Raw genomic sequence first — 18,829 nt, 5'->3', positions numbered from 1 at the left:
GCGCCTCTCCCATGCTGATCAAACGCAAATCCATCGAAAAAGAAGAATCGTCGCGTCCGGCGTCCAAGCCCGCGCCGGCCAAGGCGGCGCCGCGCAAGCCCCGCTATGCGCCTGTCACGCTGTCGGAGCAGGATGGCGTGCGCTACCTGCACTTCGGCACGGAATGGGTGCAAGGCGCGATGCGCATCCGCAAGCCCGACTGGCCCGAGCTGGAATACGCGCAACAGATGATGGCCTGGATGCTGTGGCAGGACGCGCCGCGCGCCATCGCCCAGCTGGGCCTGGGCACGGCCGCGCTGACCAAGTTCTGCTACAAGACGTTCGCCGACGCGCAAGTGACGGCGATCGAACTGAATCCGCACGTGATCGCCATCTGCCAGTCGATGTTCAAGCTGCCCGACAACGACGCGCGCCTGCACGTGCTGGAAATGGATGCGCTCGACTACGTCAACGATCCGGCCCATCACGGCACGCTGGACGCGCTGCAGGTCGACCTGTACGACGCCACCGCGCGCGGCCCGGTGCTGGACACGCCCGAGTTCTACCAGGCCTGCGCCGCTTGCCTGAACGAAGGCGGCATCATGACGGTCAACCTGTTCGGCGACCATCCCAGCTACGCGAAAAACCTGAAGGCGATGAAGTTCGCGTTCCCGCAAGTGCTCGCGCTGCCGCAGGTCCATGATGGCAACGTCGTCGCCATCGCGTTCCGCACGCCGCGCCCGCTCGACGCCGCCGCGCTGGCCGAACGGGCCGCGGCGATCGTCCAGCAGACGAAGCTGCCGGCGAAATCCTGGGTCAAGGGCTTGCTGGCCAGCCAGAACTGACAAACATCACCATGCCGAAACACCTCGACCTGCAACAGATCTTCACATGGCTGCTGGCCGACGGCATGGTGGACAAAGCCAGCGTCAAGGCCCATTTCACGCAGGCGCAAGGCATCCTGCGCAACACGGCGGGCTCGATGCATCCGCTGTCGGCCGTCGCCCACTGCAAGCTGGTCTCGACGAAGCCGCCGCACCGCCAGCTGACGCTGGACATGCTGACGGAATGGCTGGCCCAGCGCGTCAACCTGCCGCTGTTCCGCATCGATCCGCTGAAGGTGGACTTCACCCGCGTGGCGGACGTGATGTCGGCCAGCTACGCGGCGCGCTTCAATATCCTGCCGGTGGAGATCACGGCCGACACGCTGACGGTGGCGACCGCCGACCCGTTCGCGCTGGAGTGGGAAGCGGAAATCGCCAAGGTAGCGCGCCGCTCGATCCGCCGCGTGATCGCCAACCCGCTCGACATCGCCCAGTACACGTCGCAGTTCTTCGCGCTGGCCAAGTCGATCAAGGACGCCAACAAGTCCACGGGCCAGGACCTGGCACTGCGCAACAACTTCGAACAGTTGGTCGAGATGGGCAAGTCGAACCGGCAGGTCGATGCCAACGACCAGCACGTGATCAACATCGTCGACTGGCTGTGGCAGTACGCCTTCGAGCAGCGCGCCTCCGACATCCACCTGGAGCCGAAGCGCGACATCGGCAATATCCGCTTCCGCATCGACGGCGTGCTGCACCAGGTCTACCAGGTGCCGGCCGTCGTGATGATCGCGATGACGGCGCGCATCAAGCTGCTGGGCCGGATGGACGTCATCGAAAAACGTCGCCCGCAGGACGGGCGCATCAAGACGCGCACGGCGGGCGGCCAGGAGATCGAGCTGCGCCTGTCGACGCTGCCCACGGCGTTCGGCGAAAAACTGGTGATGCGCATCTTCGATCCGGAGGTCGTCGTGAAGACCTTGCCGGAGCTGGGCTTCCCGCCCGAGGACGCGGCGCGCTGGGATGCGCTGGTGCAGCGCCCGCACGGCATCATCCTGGTCACGGGTCCCACCGGCTCGGGCAAGACGACGACGCTGTACACGACGCTGAAGGCGCTGGCGACGTCCGAGGTGAACGTGTGCACGGTGGAAGACCCGATCGAGATGGTGGAGCCGTCGTTCAACCAGATGCAGGTGCAGCCCGGCATCGAGCTGTCGTTCGCGGACGGCGTCAGGGCGCTGATGCGGCAGGACCCGGACATCATCATGGTGGGCGAGATCCGCGACCTGGCCACGGCGGAAATGGCGATCCAGGCCGCGCTGACGGGCCACCTGGTGCTGTCCACGCTGCACACGAACGACGCGCCGTCCGCCGTCATGCGCCTCTTGGAGCTGGGCGTGCCGTACTACCTGCTGGAAGCCACGGTGATCGGCATCATGGCGCAGCGCCTCGTGCGCACCCTGTGCCCCGAATGCAAGACGCCCGACGGCGACATCCCGGACGACATCTGGGCCGGCATCGGCGGCGCCTGGGACATGCCGAAGCCGGCGCCCGTGTACCGCCCCGCCGGCTGCCCGGACTGCCGCCAGACGGGCTACAAGGGCCGCACCGGCATCTACGAGCTGCTGACGGTGACGCCGGCGTTCAACGACCTGGTGCAGGAAGAGACGGACATCGCCGCACTGCGCCGCCAGGCGATGGCGGACGGCATGAAGCCGCTGCGCATCGCCGGCGCCTACAAGATCGCCGAGGGCGTGACGACGGTGGAGGAAGTCCTGAAGGCGACGGCGGCGCTGGCATAGGGCGTTCGTACGAGCGCGTTGAAAAATTGTCGCGCGTACCCTTGCATGGTGCCATGGGCATGGCTATAATACGGCCTCTTTCGGGTCGTTAGCTCAGCTGGTAGAGCAGCGGACTTTTAATCCGTTGGTCGCAGGTTCGAATCCCGCACGGCCTACCACGAATTCGCAGTACCAAATGAAGGCGTTACGAGCAATCGTGACGCCTTTTTTTGTTTCTGCGGCGGAGCACCGTCGTTGCCAACCTGTGCGCCCACATCCAGCACCCTCCTTTGCCGCAAGACCGCCGCGTAGCGCGACTTCGCGAGGACTTGCGATTTGTCACGGGTTACTCAAAACCTTATGACTACCATCATGACGCGCTCCAACGAGGCGTTCGACGCGGGCAGTGGCTGAACGAGCAATTCTTGTTTAAAATGCACGGCCGCTCGGCTTGACCATCGGGCCCCCTCGGCTTGCCCGGATCGCTACCGGCGCTGTTCCGCCCACGATCCCGACAACATCCGTCATATAACCATTCACCATGACCGACCCCACGCAAGTCCCGTCCAAGCCCGGCCAACGCCCGCCGGAAGTCGCGGTCGCGCCGCTCAACACGATCGACCAGCAAGACGTCGGTGCGGCAGCAGCAGCCTTCGACAAATGGCTGCGCAAGATCAGCCACGACTACGTGACGCTGGAGCGCCTGAGCACCGTGGCCGGCAGCCTGCCCGTGATCGGCAACATCATGGCGCTGATCGACGCGGTCATGGATGTCATCGGCGTGATCCAGAAGTACATCGCCAGGAAGGAACCCGATTTTCTGGAATGGGTCAGCCTGGGCATCAACCTGATCGGCGTGATGCCGCTGCCGGCAACGAGCGCGGCGCGCATGAGCCTGCGTCCGGCCCTGCACCTGGCCCGGCAAAAGCTGGCGATGGGCGTCAAGGATGTCGGCGCCGCGGTGGTCGAAGTGCTGGTCGTGCACCTCAACGCCAGGCTGGCCGGCGAGCTCGAGACTTTTATCGATGGCGCGATGAGCAGGCTGTCCGGCATCCTCGACGAATGCGCCAAGGTTGCCGACGGCATCGCCGACGACCTGATCAAGATCCTCAATCGCTGCATCGGCAACGAGCCGCTGTTCGACATCGCTCCCCCCGCGGAAGCGGAAAGCAAGCTGCACGACCCCAAGGTGCAAAGCAGCTGGCGCCGCATGCTGGGCGCCCTGGACCGGCAGTACAAGAGGGCCGCGAACTACGCTGCCGCCACGGCAGCCAGGCAGTTGCCGCAAAGTGCGGTCGCTGGCGTGACGGTCATCATCGGTCACCTGAAGGAGTTCAAGCCGGCGTTTCGCGGCAAGCTTGCCGCCCTGGCCGACGAGCAGGCGCAGATGAGCATCAAGTGGATCCTGATGCGCCTGCGCGACGCGGTCGCCAAGCACAAAAAGCGTTATCCGGTACTGGTCCCATCAAGCAAAGGTGCAGACCACAAGAAGGACAAGCCCGGGCACGAGCTGGAGGTCGTCAACCAGCAAAGCCCGGCGAAGGGCGACGCCAATAACTGCAAGCTGTGCCCCGCCAAAGGCGACACGGCGCGCTCGATCAGCTTTGCCACCGGCGCCGAAACATTTACGCATACCGACTTCGTGCTGGACGCGCCGCTCCCGATCGAGTGGAGCCGCACCTACCGCAGCCAACTGACCGCCTATGATCGCGGCAATCTCGGCGCGCGCTGGTTGACCCCGTACAGCACGCGCATCGACGTCGTCGGTCAAGGCAAGCCGGCCGGCCTGCGCTATCACGCAGCCGATGGCCGCAGCCACCGCTACCCATGGCTGTCCGTTGGCCAGAAGTACCACGACCCGGTCGAGCAGATCACGCTCACTCGCATGAGTATTACCCTGCTCACGCTCGACTTCGGCAAACCGCTGCCAGAAGGCGAACCCAGCCCATGGCGCGAAACGTATGAGCTGACCGACACCGTGCGCGCCAAAGCGGCGGAAATGGGCAAGCAGCATTTCCGGCTGATCTCGCTGCATGCCAAAGACGGCGCGGCCCTCGGCTTGCGCTACGACCACGTCGTCGCCGGCGAGACGGTACTTAGCGACATCATCAGCAAGCAAGGTGACACCATCATCGCCCATGCCGGCACCCAGGTCGATGCCGGCACCGGCTGCATCCGCGCGCTGTGGGAAATCCAGGACGGCAAGCTGGTGCGCCAGCTCGCCGCCTATGACTACGACGAGCACGGCGACCTGATCCAAGCGCAAGACGAAAACGCCGCCGTCTGGCACTACCAGTACGATCGCCATCTGATTACGCGCTACACCGACCGCACCGGGCGCGGGATGAACCTGGCGTACGACAGCACCGAGCCAACCGCCAAGGCGATCCGCGAGTGGGCGGATGACGGCACTCACGACACCCGGCTGGAATGGGACAAGAACATCCGCCTGACCTACGTCACCGACGCACTGGGCAACGAGACGCGCTACTACTACGACATCGCCGGCTACACCTACCGCACCGTCTATCCCGACGGCGGCGAGGAATGGTTCTTCCGCGACGATGCGAAAAACGTCGTCCGTCACATCCACGCCGACGGCAGCAGCGAGCATTACCGTTACGACGACCACGGCAACCTGCTCAGGCATACCCGCGCCGACGGCACTCAGGTCCATTTCGAATATGACGCCCAGCACCGCATCACGGGCATCCTGGACGCCGAAGGCGGCACCTGGAAGCGCGACTACAACGCTCAAGGCCACTTGGTCGAGGAAACCGATCCGCGCGGAAACAAGACGCAATACGCCTACGACAAGGTCGGCCGGCCCGTCGAAGTCACCGATGCCAAGGGCGGCATCAAGAAACTCGCCTATACGCCGGATGGCCAGCTCGCCGGCTACACGGACTGTTCCGGGCACAGCAGCCAATGGGAATACGACGAGCGCAGGCGCCTGGTCAAAAGCATCGACGCAGCCGGCAACGTCACCCGCTATCGCTACACGCCGGTCAGTCTCGAAACCCTGACGCTCGCGCACAGCGAAGAAATTGGCAATCACCCCGGTCAACTGGAAGCCGTCATCCATCCTGACGGCACCGAAGAACAACTGCGCCATGACGCCGAGGGCCGCCTGCTCGCGCACATCGATGCACTGCAACGCAGGACATCCTACCGCTACACCGCAGCCGGCCTGATCGCTCAGCGCACCGACGCGCTTGGACAAAGCTTGCAGTACCGTTGGGACGCGCTGGGCCGCCTGTCCGTGCTGGAAAACGAAAACGGCAGCGTCTACCGCTTCCAGTACGATCCGGTCGGCCGCCTGCTGCAGGAACAGGGTTTCGATGGCAAGACCACGGACTACCGCTACGACGAATCGACCGGCGTACTGGCGGAAACCGTCGAAGCTGGCGTCACCACGCGGCTCGAGTTCGACCCCATGGGCCGGCTCGTGCAACGCCGCGCCGCAGCCCCCGGCAAGCCGGAGCAAATCGAGACCTTCGCGTACAACGCCAACGGCCAACTGGCCGACGCAAGGAACGAGCACGCCCGGCTGCAATGGTTCTATGACCCCGCCGGCAATTTAGTCCGCGAGCACCAGCACTATCACGGCCCGTTCCACCCCGACAAACGCACGGCAGTCTGGCACCACCGTTACGACGAACTGAACCAACGCATTGGCACGACGCGCCCGGACGGCCATCGCATCGAATGGCTGACCTATGGCGCCGGCCACGTCCACGGCTTGATGCTCGATGGCCAGGAACTCGTGTCCTTCGAGCGCGACGCGCTGTACCAGGAAACCGGACGGACGCAGGCCAATGGCCTGCTGCAAACGATGAAGTACGACCCGGCGGGCCGGCTGATCGAGCAGCAGCTCGGCACGATCGCACGCGTCCAGCAGAACTTCGCTCCCGACCAGTATCGCCCCGACGTGCAAGTCGGCATGCAAGCAGCGATCCAGCGGCGCTACCGCTATGACCAGGCCGGCCAATTGACCGGGATCGACGACAACCGGCGCGGCCGCATCGAATACCGCTACGACCCGGTCGGACGGCTGCTCGCGGCAAACAGTGCCATGGGCCACGAAACCTTCGCCTTTGACCCGGCAGGCAACATCCAGGTGCCCAACGCCGCGCGACATGAAACCATTGCTCAGCGTACCCTGTTGCCAAAAGTACTGGACAACCTGCTCAAGGAATACGCCGGCACCAGCTACCGCTACGACGAATGCGGTAACCTTGTCGAACGAGTGCAGAATGGACAGCGCGACACGTTCGAATGGGATGCGTTCAACCGGATGGACCGCGCCAACACCCGGCACGGCGTGACTACCTTCGCCTACGATCCGCTGGGACGGCGGATTGCCAAGCACAGCCAGACGATGGAAAGTACCGGCCTCCGTCAAACGACCCGGACCATGTACGGCTGGGATGGAGACACGCTGGCGCTCGAAAGCAGCACGCACCAGGGTTATGCAAGCGACAAACGGACCGTTCACTACGTATACGAGCGCGACAGCTTTGTACCGCTGGTGCAAGCCACCCGAAGCCAAGCGCTTCAATTGTCGCCCACAACCGATGTGAAAGCGCTGATGGCGCGAAACGACGGCAAGTACGACATTACGCTCGATCCACTATGGAACGGTGAGTACGAACAGGAAACCGAGCCCTTCGACAAGAGCGAGATCGCCTTTTATCAATGCGACCAGATTGGCACACCGCAGGAGTTGACAGATTGCGAAGGCAAGGTTGCATGGTCGGCGCAGTACAAGGCATGGGGGCAAGCAAAAGAAGCGATCGGCGATGCAGCGCACAAGGCAGGGGTGCAAAATCTGATCCGATTCCAAGGACAGTACCACGATGATGAGACTGGCTTGCATTACAACCGGCATCGCTATTACGATCCGTTCAGTGGACGATATGCGAGCCATGATCCAATACGACTAAAAGGTGGCCTGCATCTTTCGCAGTTCGCGCCAAATCCCGTCGAGTGGATCGACCCGCTCGGCCTCCAAAATTCAAAAGCAACGGACCCTGCTCGGCAGAAATGCAAAACTGGTAACTGGATCAAGAAGCCAGAGGTTATATCCCATGCAAGCAGCTACAACGAGGCCAGAAGGACGGCAATGCGGGAGGCCGGGCTGACGGACCAGGTAACAATGCCCTACATATCAGTAATCGGTCCGGCCATAGGGCGAGTGGTTGGTTCTCAGTCCGCCGACATGGCAAATCACTGGAGGCTTGACTACGATCCGAACAGTGAAAAGGGCTTCCACGTAAACTGGCGCCGAATCCACAAAGACAAACAAGGAAATTGTGTATTGGAAACCGGCGCGATCATCGTACCAGGAGGAAAAGATGCTTACCTACAGCAAATGGAAAGAATGCCGAAGCTATGAAGACTAATTTTCTTAATGATGTTCTAGGCGTACTTCATCCGGCTACAGTCGAGGTGTTATCGCTTACAGACTCGAAACACATCAATACCGAGGTTTCCAAGCTACCTTGGAATGGTCTAAATATTGACTGGACGAATCAGCGGCATCAAGTAATCGACCTTACTCCAGAGGGCGTATATTCATCAGAAAGCATTCCACAGGAGAGTCTTCGACGATTCTTGGCCCTTCAAGGGGAGAGGGTTGTGATGATGTTCTCCGGATTCGAACCTCCGGTAGCGATAGCTGCGGATGACTTTATCCGGAATTGGTTCGATATTTGCTGCAATTTGACATTCTTACCGAAGGTCATATTGATTGCGGCCGATGATCTGACCGCCGAAAATCCGAGAATAATTGAGCTAGACCCCATGCAATTTTTTAAAGGTCACGTTTAGCCCTAATTAAGCATTCGCTGATTATTGCACTGAAGTTATTCATATACGAATAGGCTCATCGTTACCACAAGTTCCATGACCGAATCCACGCATAAACCTAGCGAGCGCGCGCCCGAAGTCGCTGTCGCCCCACTGAACACGATCGACCAGCAGGACGTCGGCGCGGCCGCCGCCGCCTTCGACAAATGGCTGCGCAAGATCAGCTATGACTACGTAACACTGGAGCGCCTGAGCACCGTGGCCGGCAGCCTGCCGGTGCTCGGCAACATCATGGCGCTGATCGACGCCGTCATGGATGTCGTCGGGATCATTCAGAAATACATCGCCAAGAAGGAAGTGGAGTACCACCGGCAGCATATAGAGTACTCTAGCTCGAAAGGACAATTTTACGGATTACGACGCATACGAGGTTATAATTATTAACCTTTGCGAAAAGGGCGACTTTGATAAAGCTGAAGAAGAAAAAAAGAAAATAACACCGCTATTGAAGAGCTTACTAAAGGTCAATGACGCTACCGGATTTACGATATTGGAGCTATTTTCACAACTAGCCGGAGAAGCAGAGTCATTCGACAATCTCTCCAGCCTTTTGGAAGAGCTGGTTGCAGATAATTTGATCACCAGAGCTATGCAGATCAACTAATAACAGATAGCCCCGCAAGTCGCTGGCTCTAGAATTTCCTTGAACTCGTTCGAGTGATAATCAATTATTATAGCTCATCCGATTCCAGAAGCTAGGAAATTAATGAACCATTCTTTTTCTTCGTAAATTCGGGGGGGGCGCAATGACAGAATTGCCGAAAACAATTGATGAACTAGAGGATGCGGTTGAGGATATAAGAGTTCTGCACGAAGATGTAATTTTTACGCTTAGAGAATTTTTATATAAATTGCAAAACGAGCAGAGATTTCCCAATATCTCGAAATCGGAATCAGATCCGTTACTAAAATATCTTAACGTAGATGTTTTATTATCCGCGCGGAAAACCGATGATCTCAGGTCAAAGCTTAACCTAGAGCTTACTGAACTAGCTTATGAACATAAAAAGAATGACAAGTATTATAGTTTGATACGGTGCATCCGGTTGCTTTATGTTGATGAGATCGAATGGGACCGGGTTGCTCAAGATACACTACTGTTCAGCTTTTTCTTTCATCTGAAACACATACTCACCGATATCGAGATAGAATTCGTAAAATACTTTTCCGACGCATTCTTTAAAGCTAACGAAAGCTAGCCGCGACTGCGCCTCAAATTCGAGATATGGAGACCGAGCGCGAACTTTCCAGCGCAACGTGACTACGTGCAGTTAAGAATATTCAGAAAAGAGTTCTTTACTTGGTAAAAATTTTCGGCTCAAGTATACCGGGATAAATTATTCTTGGTGTGGCTTGACACGCGTGTTCACGCTGGCATTTTATAGAAGAGAAATCGCTCGACGTTATACCTATTCTTGAGATTTCAGCCGACACGCCAATAGGTTGGTGCAAACTCGCAAAGACAAGGGACTGCACTTTTCCCTATGCTCATCCAGCGATCTCCGTAAAGAAATTACGCTCGATGTCTATGGCGGGGACTCTGTCCTCCATCACACTGCCGGGGTGGTGTGTGCTTTGCACTTCTGGGGACGGTCACGACAGAAACCGGACACCTTATATCTGAAGAGCGGTCCCGTCTCTTAAAGAGCTTGACCTTCCATTGATATGTGTCTCGAGTTTGCTCTTCAGATGCGCCGGGGGGACCTATCAACGAGTTCTTGTATGGGGACTTGGACGCTGCGCCTGACACGCAGCGGCAGTCAGACGGGGCGTTACGGTGCCTCGAACGCTGGACTTTTACGGTTCTCGACTATTCCACGCCTCGGCGCAAGCCCTGCCGAGGCCGATCAAGACACATTGCCGAGATAATTTCACGACAATTCTGTTGACGAAAAGTCTACCGAACAGCGCTACGATAACGGTCTCTTCAACCACGTGGAGCCGTTATGAAATTGCGAGTACTAGCCGCCGCCCTCTCCTTGTCCATCCCGTTTGCCGCCCAGGCCGAAGCCACCGCCGCCGCCCAGCTCACGAACTTCCGCTATGAAGTCATCGACCTGGACCTGGCCGACGGCATCGATGCGAAACTGACGCTGGACGACACCGGCGCCGTCGTCATGGCCGGCTATTACGCCAGCCTCGAAGGCACGCCGCTGCCCGATCCGTTCGACTACCACCCCGGCGAAGGCACGGCTGCCGTGACGCATGCGACCGGCAATGCCAGCGCCACGCTGGCTGCCAATGGCGCCAGTGCGTCGGCCTCGTTCCACGGCCCGCAGGGCGAGCTGTTCGGCCAGGCGCTGTCCGGCCATAACTTCACGCTGACCGCCAACACCCGGCTCGTGCTGTATGCGGACGCAACGGTCAGCGGCACGGTCAACGCGGACCACTACGGCTACAGCAATGCGATCACGTTCATTTCCTACCGCTTGCCGGGCGACGCGGAGGATACGGTGGTCGAGGACAGCCTCGTCAGCTACCTGGGCCTGCCCGATGCGCGGGCGCTGACCATCGGCTTCTCGACCGGCGACGCCAGCGTCAGCGGTATCTATGGGTTCTCGGCGGGTGCTTACGGCACGGTCGCTGCCGTGCCGGAGCCATCGACCTACGCGATGCTGGGCCTGGGCCTGGCCGGTATCGGCTGGTGCGCGCGCCGTCGGCGCGAAAGGTAGGCGGCGCTTACGTCCGCAGCGCCGGCGCCACGCGGCCCACGCCGCCCAGCCGGCGCGCCAGCAACTGCACCGCCAGCGCGCAGCCGAACGCCATGGCAAACGCCAAGCCAATCGGCTGGGCGCGCAGCGCAACCGCAAGCACGGTGCAGAACACGGCAAACGCGTAGTAACCCGTGACCATGCCGCGCAGCAGGTTGACGGCAAATGCGGGGCCCGACTGGACGTGCGAGAACCCCACCAGCACGGTACTCATCACGGGGAACATGGCAAAGAAGCCGGACAGGCGCGGGCCCAGCGATGCCGCGCCGAACGTCACCGCCAGTACCAGCGCGGCACCTGCCAGCATGCGCCACGCCAGGCCGGCACCGCTGGCCTTGGGTGGGGCGTCCTGCGTCATGCGCGGGAACAGCCTGGGCGATACAGCCAGCGCGACGAGGACGAGGACGAAACTGACCGCCAGCGGCGGCACCAGCAAGCGCAACGATGCGACCGCCAGCGTATACGCGGCCAGCGCACGGAGCATCGAACCCCACATGCCGTACCGCGTTGCAGCCCAGGCATAAGCAATGCTGAACACCAGGATGGCCAGCACTGCCATCAGCGTGCCCTCCGCCGCCATGGCGGCAAACGACGCGCCCTGTTCCAGTGTCAAGGTCAAGAGGATCGGCCCGGCAACGATGGGAAAAGCGGACATCCAGCCCGCCACCGCCGGTCCCCAACGCCGCCCCGCCACCGTGACGGCCAGGATCAACAGGGGACCAACGTCAGCTTCAGCAGCAGGATGGCGGTCATGGGCGGCCTTTGGAGAAAGCCGCGATAGTAACATGGCAACTACGCCATGAATATCTGCGCCGTCATTGTACGGAGATCATCCGTTCACCCTGCCCGGCCAGCGGCCGTGCGACGAGCCGCGTGATGAAGTGAACGGCAGCACCCAGCGGCACCTCGACCCAGCGGTGAAACGCCGCACCAGCCGCCAGGCTGGCAGCCCACGCCACGGCCATGCCAAACGCCTGCGGCTCCGCTTCCGGCGAGACGAAACGCGTGAATGCGGCATTGACCAGCAGGCAGACGGCGAAGTGGACCAGGAACATGGAATACGAAATCCGGCCCAGCGTATTGACGGTCGTCCAGAAGCGGCCGGTCGAATCCGTCGTGCTGCGCCCGAACAGCACCAGCAGGCCCGCCGTCAGCACGGCCAGCGCGATCCGGCTGCGAAAGTCCAGCGCCAGCGCGATAACGGCTGGCACCAGCATCATGACCAGCAGGGCCAGCATGAAGCCGGGCCGGTGGCGGCGGTCGCTGGCCCACCACGCCAGCACGCCCAGGCCGTAGCTGCCGAAGAAGTACAGGGCCCATATGTCCCAGTCCGCATCCAGGTTGAAATGCAGCAGCGACACGGCCACGCCCAGCGCGACGGCGGCCGGCATCAGCCAGCGCGTGGGCCGGCCGGCGGCGATTGCACCGCCCAGCCACAGCATGGCGACCAGCAGCGCGTACAACTGGAAATCGATGGCGACATACCAGGCGCCCGCCGCGACGGAATCGAAGCCCAGCACCCCGTGCAGCAGCAGTGCATGGGCGCCCAGCTGTGCCAGCGTGGGCGGCGGGGAGATGGAATCGTGCGTCATCCAGCCAGACGCCCAGTCCGACGCCACCGCCGTCAGCAACGTGGCGGCAATGAACGGCGGCGCCAGCTTGGCGTAGCGCCGGCCGATGGCGGCCAGCGGATGGGGCATGCCGGGCTGCTCCGACGGCGCCAGCGACTTGGCCGCCAGGAAGCCCCCGATGACAAGGAATACCTGCACGGCGATGCGGGCCGTGTCCGCCAGCCAGTCGATCGGGTCCGGCAGCAGCGGCCGCACGCGGTCGGCCATCGGGCCGTAGAACGCCAGGTGATGCAGGACGATCAGCTGTGCCGCGCCAGCCTTCAACAGGTTGATCAGGCCAAGCTGCGGCTGGCTTCCCGGTTCGCGTGTTGCACTCATCCACATCCCTTAATCATCAGCAATTATTACAGCTTGATGAAATATCAACAGGGCGTGATGATAGCCGAGTTAGCCCGGCTTTGGCGTCTCTTACATTCGCTTACAGGCAGCGGAAATCAAGGCTGATTGCACGCAACCGGCAATACTGGACGGTGCGGCACTTGGCCGCTCCACCCAGGAGGACATCATGTATTCTCGCGTTTCTGCACTGAACGACCGAATCGTTGCCGCGCTGTTTGCGATTGGCGTCTACGCCGGCTGGGCCGTCACCGAAGCACTGAGTGCCGTTCCGACGGCCTGTAGTTGACGGCTACTTCCCCTCCCGCAGCCGCCACAGCGACGTCGGCAACGCGATCGGCGCGCCGGGCTTGAAGAACGCCGAGTCCTGGATGCGTGACGTCGTCACGTAGATCGCACCGTCCGGCCCCTGGCTGAACGTGTCCGGCCAGCGCAGCCGCGGGTCCTGCACCAGGATCAACGGCTGCGCCCCGGCGCCGGCGCCCAGCTTGCGGATCTTGATCGAATCGTCCTCCGGCGACGTGATGTACATGCGCTCCGTGCCAGCCGCGATCCACAGGCCATCGGCGACGCCGTTGCGGCCGTAATCCTGCACCTGGCCGCCGATGTCGTCGCCGCGCCAGCCCGCTTCCGTCAGCGCGCTCGTGACGATGCGATACAGCGTGTCGCCCTTGATCGCCTGCCAGTACAGGTACTTGCCGTCCTGCGACAGCGCGATACCATCGGCCGAGAACTCGATGCCCTTGCCGTCCGGCCGGCGCAGCGGCTTGCCGTCCGCCTTGACGACCAGCCCCTTTTTCGCCTGGGTGGTCGGGTGCCCGTCCAGCAGCCGCTTGGCCTCACCCGTCGCCAGCTCGACGACGACGATGGCGCCGCGCACGCCGGAATCCGTGATGTAGGCCCACTTGCCGTCCGGCGAGAAGCGCACGTCGTTCAGGTACGAGCCCTGCAGCGCGACGCTGTCGTCGAAGCGGATGTTCTGCAAGACGGTACCCGTCGCCAGGCTGACGCGCACGAGCTTCGCGCCGCCCGGCACCACCGGCCCCTGCGCGGGCGCGGCCGGGTCGAGGACCCAGACATTGCCGCGGCCGTCCGCGACGACGCTTTGCACGCACACCCAGTGCTCGGCCGGCGACAATTCATCCTTGCGGGCGTTGCGCCACGCGTTCCAGCGTTCGTCCGGGAACGGCTTCAACGTGCCGTCCTGCGCCAGCTCGGCCACCGAGATGGGCGAGTCCTCCGTCCAGCGGGGGAAGTTGACGAAGATGCGGTTGTCTTCCGCCACCGTGACACCGGTGACCTGGTGGCCGAAGTCGGCCACCTTTTCGACTGCAAAATACTTGGTGGTGGGCGGCGCGGCCATCGCGCTGCCGAGAATGCCGGCGGCCAGGACGACCGCGGACCATGCGTGAGACGCCATCCGAATTCCTTTCAATACGGTTGAAGGGACCGCCGCGCGGCGGCAGCGAGCTGGACAATCGGGGCGATGATGCCACAGCAGGCCGATGTTTCGGCAAGGTAGCGAATCGGGGTTGAAATGGGGTTGCAGCGCAGTCTCAGCCGCCAGCCGCGACCACCGCGCGCCGCCCGGATAACCCGGCAAACAGCACGGCCGCCAGCACGCAAGCCACACCCGTCCATTGCAGCGGCCCCACGTATTCGCCCAGCACGGGCGCGGCCAGCAGCAGCGCGGCGACGGGCGCGATGGCGGTCGTCAACGAGGCCTCGGCCGCACTGACCCGTGCGCAGCCGGCATACCACAGCAGGAAACCGCCGACGGTGGGCACCAGCGCGTAATAGGCGACGGCCCACAGCGCGGCCGTATCGGGCTGCAGGCGCCACGGTGCCTCGAACAGCGCGGCCAGCAGCGAGAGCGCCAGGCCCAGTCCCGTCATCAGCACGGACAACCACAGCGCCGGTACCGCCACGCGCATGCGCCGGTTCAGCAGGATGAAGACGGCTTCGCACCCCAGCGCCGCCAGCACGAACAGGTTGCCGCGCCATGAGCCGCCGTCCCCCGTGCCCCCGGTCGCCAGCAGTACGCCCGCCAGCGCCACGGCAAGCGCACCCCACAGCCGCCAGGTGGGCCGCTCGCCCAGCGCCAGCACGGAAAACAGCGCGGCCACCAGCGGCAGCAGGCCGAGAATGATGCCCGCCTCGGTGGCGGAGGTGCGCTGCAAGCCGGCCATCATCAAGGCCGTGTAGCCGATGGCACCGGCGCAGGCCTGCACGAACAGCAGCAGCCAGTCGCCGCGGCCCAGTAGCGGCAGCCGGACTTTCATCACGGGCACCAGCACCAGCAGGAACGGCAGCGCGAGGGCGAAGCGCAGCGCCGTCGCGGAAAACGGCGGCAGGCTCGCCGCCGCGATCTTGCTGGCCACGACGGTGCTGCCGACCGTGACCATGGACAGGACGAGGTATGCGTAGCCCAGGGTTCTGTTGTTCATGGCACAAGGTTCCTGAATGGGCGCTTCAGGGTCAGTCCCCTGCGGGGCGATACGGCGGCCCGGCAGACCCTAACCCGGCGACCGTGCGCTTAACTTAGCGGCATTAGGGACAGATCCTAGCGGATCATGCGGGCGCGGCCCGACACACGCACCGAGCTTCCGGCCTCCGGGCCGATGTCCACGTGCAGGTGGCAGGGCACGCCCATGTCCTCGCCCTGCACGATGTCGATGGCACCGCCGTGCGGCCAGCCGGCGTCGCGCAGGTAGCCCGCCAGCGCCGCCGCGCCCGCACCGGTGGCCGGGTCTTCGTAGACGCCGCCGGAAGCAAACGGATTACGGGCGTGGAAGCGCTGCGCGGTTTCCGCGTAGACGATGACGATGGTGGCGAAGCCTTCGCGGCGCATCAGCGTGCGACCGGCATCGAGGTCGTAGCGCATCGCAGCCAGGGCGGCGCGCGAGTTCAGTGCAAGCACCAGGTGGCCGGCGCCGCCGTTGGCCAGTGCCGGAGCCAGGCGCGGATCGAGGTCCGCGCGCTTGTAGCCGAACAGCGCCAGCGCTTCGTCCACCAGCGCGGCCGGCGCCGGCGCGCTGCTCGTCGGCGGCGATTGCAGCGTGGCCGAGACGGCGTCGCCGGCGCGCCGGCCATGCACCGAGATCGACGCGTGATTGGTCGTCAGGGGAAAGGTGCCGTCGCCGTCCCGGCGCGCCAGCACGGCGCCCAGCGCGATCGTCGCATGGCCGCAGAACGGGACCTCCGACTCGGGCGAGAAGTAACGCACGCGCCAGCCGTCTTCCTGCGGCGCCGCGAACACGGTTTCGGAATAGCCGACCTGCGCGGCGACTTCCTGCATCCGCTCCGCGGCCGGCAATACCGCGCCGACCCAGACGCCGGCGGGATTGCCGCCAACGACATTGCCACCGCCCTGGTCGGCGCAAAACGCCGCGACCCGCTCCACTGCATCGATCATGACTGCCCTCCTTTGATCGACGAGTATAGCGTGGCCGCGGCAGGTGCGCCCGCCGTCAGTTGAAGCTCAGGGCCGCGCTGTTGGCATTGCTGACCTTCTTGCCCTTCAGGTCGATCGTGAAGTGCTCGCTGGGCTTGGCCGAGCCCAGGCCCTTGAGGATGCCGAACACTTGCTTGAACTGGGCCTGGAACGGCACGCCCACCGGATTCTGGTCCGACAGCTTGTCGCCCACTTTCGCGATTGCCGCCGGCGCCGCCGGGAATGCCGCCATCAGCACCTTGTACTGGTTGACGCGCGTGCTGCCCATGTCGCGCAGCGCCAGCTCGCCCGCGTACACGGTGCGATGGAAGTCGCCGTAGAAGATGGACGGCGTGATCTGCGCGAAGTCGTCCAGTTTCAGCCCCGCCTTCGTCGCCAGCGCTTCCGCCTTGGCCGTCGCAACGAGCCAGTCGGCCGCCAGCTGGCTGGCCGGCGCAGCGGGCGTGCCACCCGCGCTGCCTGCCACGGCGCAGCCGGCCGTCAGCGGCAGCACGCCCGGCGCGTCCTTCAGCTGTGCCAGCGTGACCTTCGTCTGCAGTTGCGACAGGATCAGCATCTGGCGCCCGTTCAGGCTCATCGCCGCTTCCTTCATCTCGCACGGCCAGTATTCGTCCATGAAGCGCAGGCGCGACAGCTCGCCAAAATAGTAATGCGTGAATTCGCCATACGATTTGGTGTCGAGGATGGCGCGGTTCCAGCGCTTTGCCACGTCGGCCGGCGCGGTGCTGCCCTGCAGGTAGTCGTACTCGGCCTGGTACAGCGGGAACAGCTCGTTGAAGCGCGGCACCGCGCTCAGGGGAACCGTCTGCACGTCCAACGTGTCCTTGTCCTTGTACGTCAGGATCTTGTAGGCCGCGCCGTACACCGCCAGCGACGGCGACTGCACGTTGACGAAGAAGTTGCCGTTGGCGTCCGTGACGTCGTTGGTGCCGTTGAAGTGCATGTGGCCGCCCACGTGCAGCGGCAGGCCCGTCGCGGCCACGGCGTTCGTCGTGGCGACTTCCGGCACGCGCGCGGTCTGGAAGGCGCCCGGCTTGAACACGGCCTTCATGGCCGCCGTCTGGTTGGCGTAGAAGTCCATCGTCGGGTAATGCGAGAACGCCATCAGCTGCTTGTTCTCCGCCTTGGCACGCGCGCTCACGGCGCGGATCCAGTCCAGCAGGTGCTGCTTGTGCGTGACGACCTTGTTCCAGCCCGCGTTGCCGGCCCCGTCGAAGCCCTTGATGTTGGTGGGATTGGCCGGGTCGAAGTTGGCGTTCGGGACGAACACGTTGGCGTCGATCGCCAGCAGCCACAGGCCCTTGACCGGCTCCACCAGGTAGGACGAATCGAACATCATGGTGCACTTCGTGTACGGCTTGCCCAGCTTCGCTTCGCCCGCGGCCTTGTAGCCGCCGCCCGTACCCTCGGCGCAGATCTCGAAGCGGCGATTCGCCAGCGCCCCCTGCACGGCCGCTTCGTCGTAGCTGTACTTGCCGCCGCTGTACTTCGAGAACGGCGTTTCCCACAGCACGTCGGCGCGGTTGGGCATGAAGCCATGGTCGGCCAGCTTGGCGACCAGCTTCTCGTAGCCCTGCTCCATCAGCTGGTCCGAGCACACCACCGCCGGGTCCTTGGCCTTGCATGCCGCGCTGCCGGTGGCATACACCTTCTGCTCCTTGCCGTCCTTCGTCAGGAAGTCGTTCTTGCCCGCTTCCATGTCGTCGTACGGTTCGTTCGGATCGTGGTTGCCCGGCGCGATGAAGAAGCGCATGCCCTTGGCCCGGTACTCCTGCAGGATGGCGGCGATGCCGTCGATGTTGATCGGCTGCGCGTCGTCGGAAAAGTCGCCCGGCAGCGCCACGTGGCGGATGCCCTTGGCATAGGCGTCGTCCAGCGCGGCGCGGAACGCGAAGTAGTTCTCGTTGAACAGGCGCGTGGACGTCAGCTCCGCATACATCGTGCGGATCGTCGCGTTGCGGCCGTCCTTCATCGGGATGCCGGCAAAGGCGGCATTCTTGAAGTCGCCGTAGACGTCCTCGAAGTGCACGTCCGTCATGAAGGCCACGCTGGCCGCGGTGACGGGGGTGGTGACGGGCGGCGGGTCCTGCGGGGGAGTCACGACTGGTGCGCTGTCGTCGTTGTCGCTGCCGCAGGCGGCCAGCAGTGCCAGCGTCAGCGCGGCGGTGGCGCCAAGCGCAAGGCGGGGGTTCATCATGCACAAACTCCGGTCAAGGTAAAACGCCGCATGGTGCCTGCGTTT

12 protein-coding genes and 1 tRNA gene are annotated in these 18,829 nt (G+C 63.1%); 7 read left to right on the top strand and 6 right to left on the bottom strand.

The annotated features are described in order from the left end of the window. Nucleotides 1-11 precede the first annotated feature (11 nt). From PX653_RS27575 to PX653_RS27545, 7 genes are all read left to right on the top strand, one after another. Nucleotides 12-824 (top strand): spermine/spermidine synthase domain-containing protein, encoded by an 813-nt coding sequence (locus tag PX653_RS27575; RefSeq protein WP_277415819.1) that lies wholly within the window; start codon nucleotides 12-14, stop codon nucleotides 822-824. Between the two features lie 11 nt (nucleotides 825-835). Further along, nucleotides 836-2,605 (top strand): type IV pilus assembly ATPase TfpB, encoded by a 1,770-nt coding sequence (tfpB, locus tag PX653_RS27570; RefSeq protein WP_277415818.1) that lies wholly within the window; start codon nucleotides 836-838, stop codon nucleotides 2,603-2,605. Between the two features lie 82 nt (nucleotides 2,606-2,687). Continuing rightward, nucleotides 2,688-2,763, top strand: a tRNA-Lys gene (locus PX653_RS27565). A 362-nt stretch (nucleotides 2,764-3,125) separates the two neighbouring features. Further along, on the top strand, nucleotides 3,126-7,982 hold the full coding sequence (locus tag PX653_RS27560; RefSeq protein WP_277415817.1) for an RHS repeat-associated core domain-containing protein: 4,857 nt from the start codon (nucleotides 3,126-3,128) through the stop codon (nucleotides 7,980-7,982). Between the two features lie 509 nt (nucleotides 7,983-8,491). Continuing rightward, complete coding sequence (locus PX653_RS27555) at nucleotides 8,492-8,839, top strand: hypothetical protein (RefSeq protein WP_277415816.1); 348 nt, start codon at nucleotides 8,492-8,494, stop codon at nucleotides 8,837-8,839. Nucleotides 8,840-9,201: 362 nt separating this feature from the next. Beyond that, nucleotides 9,202-9,654: a hypothetical protein gene (locus PX653_RS27550; protein ID WP_277415815.1), complete on the top strand. Its 453-nt coding sequence runs from the start codon at nucleotides 9,202-9,204 to the stop codon at nucleotides 9,652-9,654. Between the two features lie 747 nt (nucleotides 9,655-10,401). Beyond that, complete coding sequence (locus PX653_RS27545; protein ID WP_277415814.1) at nucleotides 10,402-11,127, top strand: PEP-CTERM sorting domain-containing protein; 726 nt, start codon at nucleotides 10,402-10,404, stop codon at nucleotides 11,125-11,127. Nucleotides 11,128-11,134: 7 nt separating this feature from the next. On the opposite strand, the gene PX653_RS27540 is transcribed toward PX653_RS27545, so the two are convergent. From PX653_RS27540 to PX653_RS27515, 6 genes are all read right to left on the bottom strand, one after another. Further along, nucleotides 11,135-11,821 (bottom strand): hypothetical protein, encoded by a 687-nt coding sequence (locus PX653_RS27540; protein WP_277415813.1) that lies wholly within the window; start codon nucleotides 11,819-11,821, stop codon nucleotides 11,135-11,137. Nucleotides 11,822-11,981: 160 nt separating this feature from the next. Further along, complete coding sequence (locus PX653_RS27535) at nucleotides 11,982-13,115, bottom strand: acyltransferase family protein (protein WP_277415812.1); 1,134 nt, start codon at nucleotides 13,113-13,115, stop codon at nucleotides 11,982-11,984. A gap of 310 nt (nucleotides 13,116-13,425) precedes the next feature. Next, nucleotides 13,426-14,553 carry an L-dopachrome tautomerase-related protein gene (locus tag PX653_RS27530; RefSeq protein ID WP_277415811.1) on the bottom strand — a complete coding sequence of 376 codons (1,128 nt, stop codon included), beginning with the start codon at nucleotides 14,551-14,553 and terminating at the stop codon, nucleotides 13,426-13,428. A 136-nt stretch (nucleotides 14,554-14,689) separates the two neighbouring features. Beyond that, complete coding sequence (locus tag PX653_RS27525) at nucleotides 14,690-15,580, bottom strand: DMT family transporter (protein WP_277415810.1); 891 nt, start codon at nucleotides 15,578-15,580, stop codon at nucleotides 14,690-14,692. 116 nt (nucleotides 15,581-15,696) lie between these two features. Further along, nucleotides 15,697-16,548 carry a PhzF family phenazine biosynthesis protein gene (locus PX653_RS27520; protein WP_277415809.1) on the bottom strand — a complete coding sequence of 284 codons (852 nt, stop codon included), beginning with the start codon at nucleotides 16,546-16,548 and terminating at the stop codon, nucleotides 15,697-15,699. Nucleotides 16,549-16,603: 55 nt separating this feature from the next. Further along, nucleotides 16,604-18,784, bottom strand: a complete 2,181-nt coding sequence (locus PX653_RS27515) for a metallophosphoesterase family protein (RefSeq protein WP_277415808.1) — start codon at nucleotides 18,782-18,784, stop codon at nucleotides 16,604-16,606. Nucleotides 18,785-18,829: the final 45 nt, after the last annotated feature.

Origin of the sequence: Pseudoduganella chitinolytica (assembly GCF_029028125.1) — a bacterium.
Lineage (GTDB): Bacteria > Pseudomonadota > Gammaproteobacteria > Burkholderiales > Burkholderiaceae_D > Rugamonas > Rugamonas chitinolytica.
Note: the sequence above shows the minus strand (reverse complement) of the source record. Positions and strands in the feature narration are given on the sequence as shown.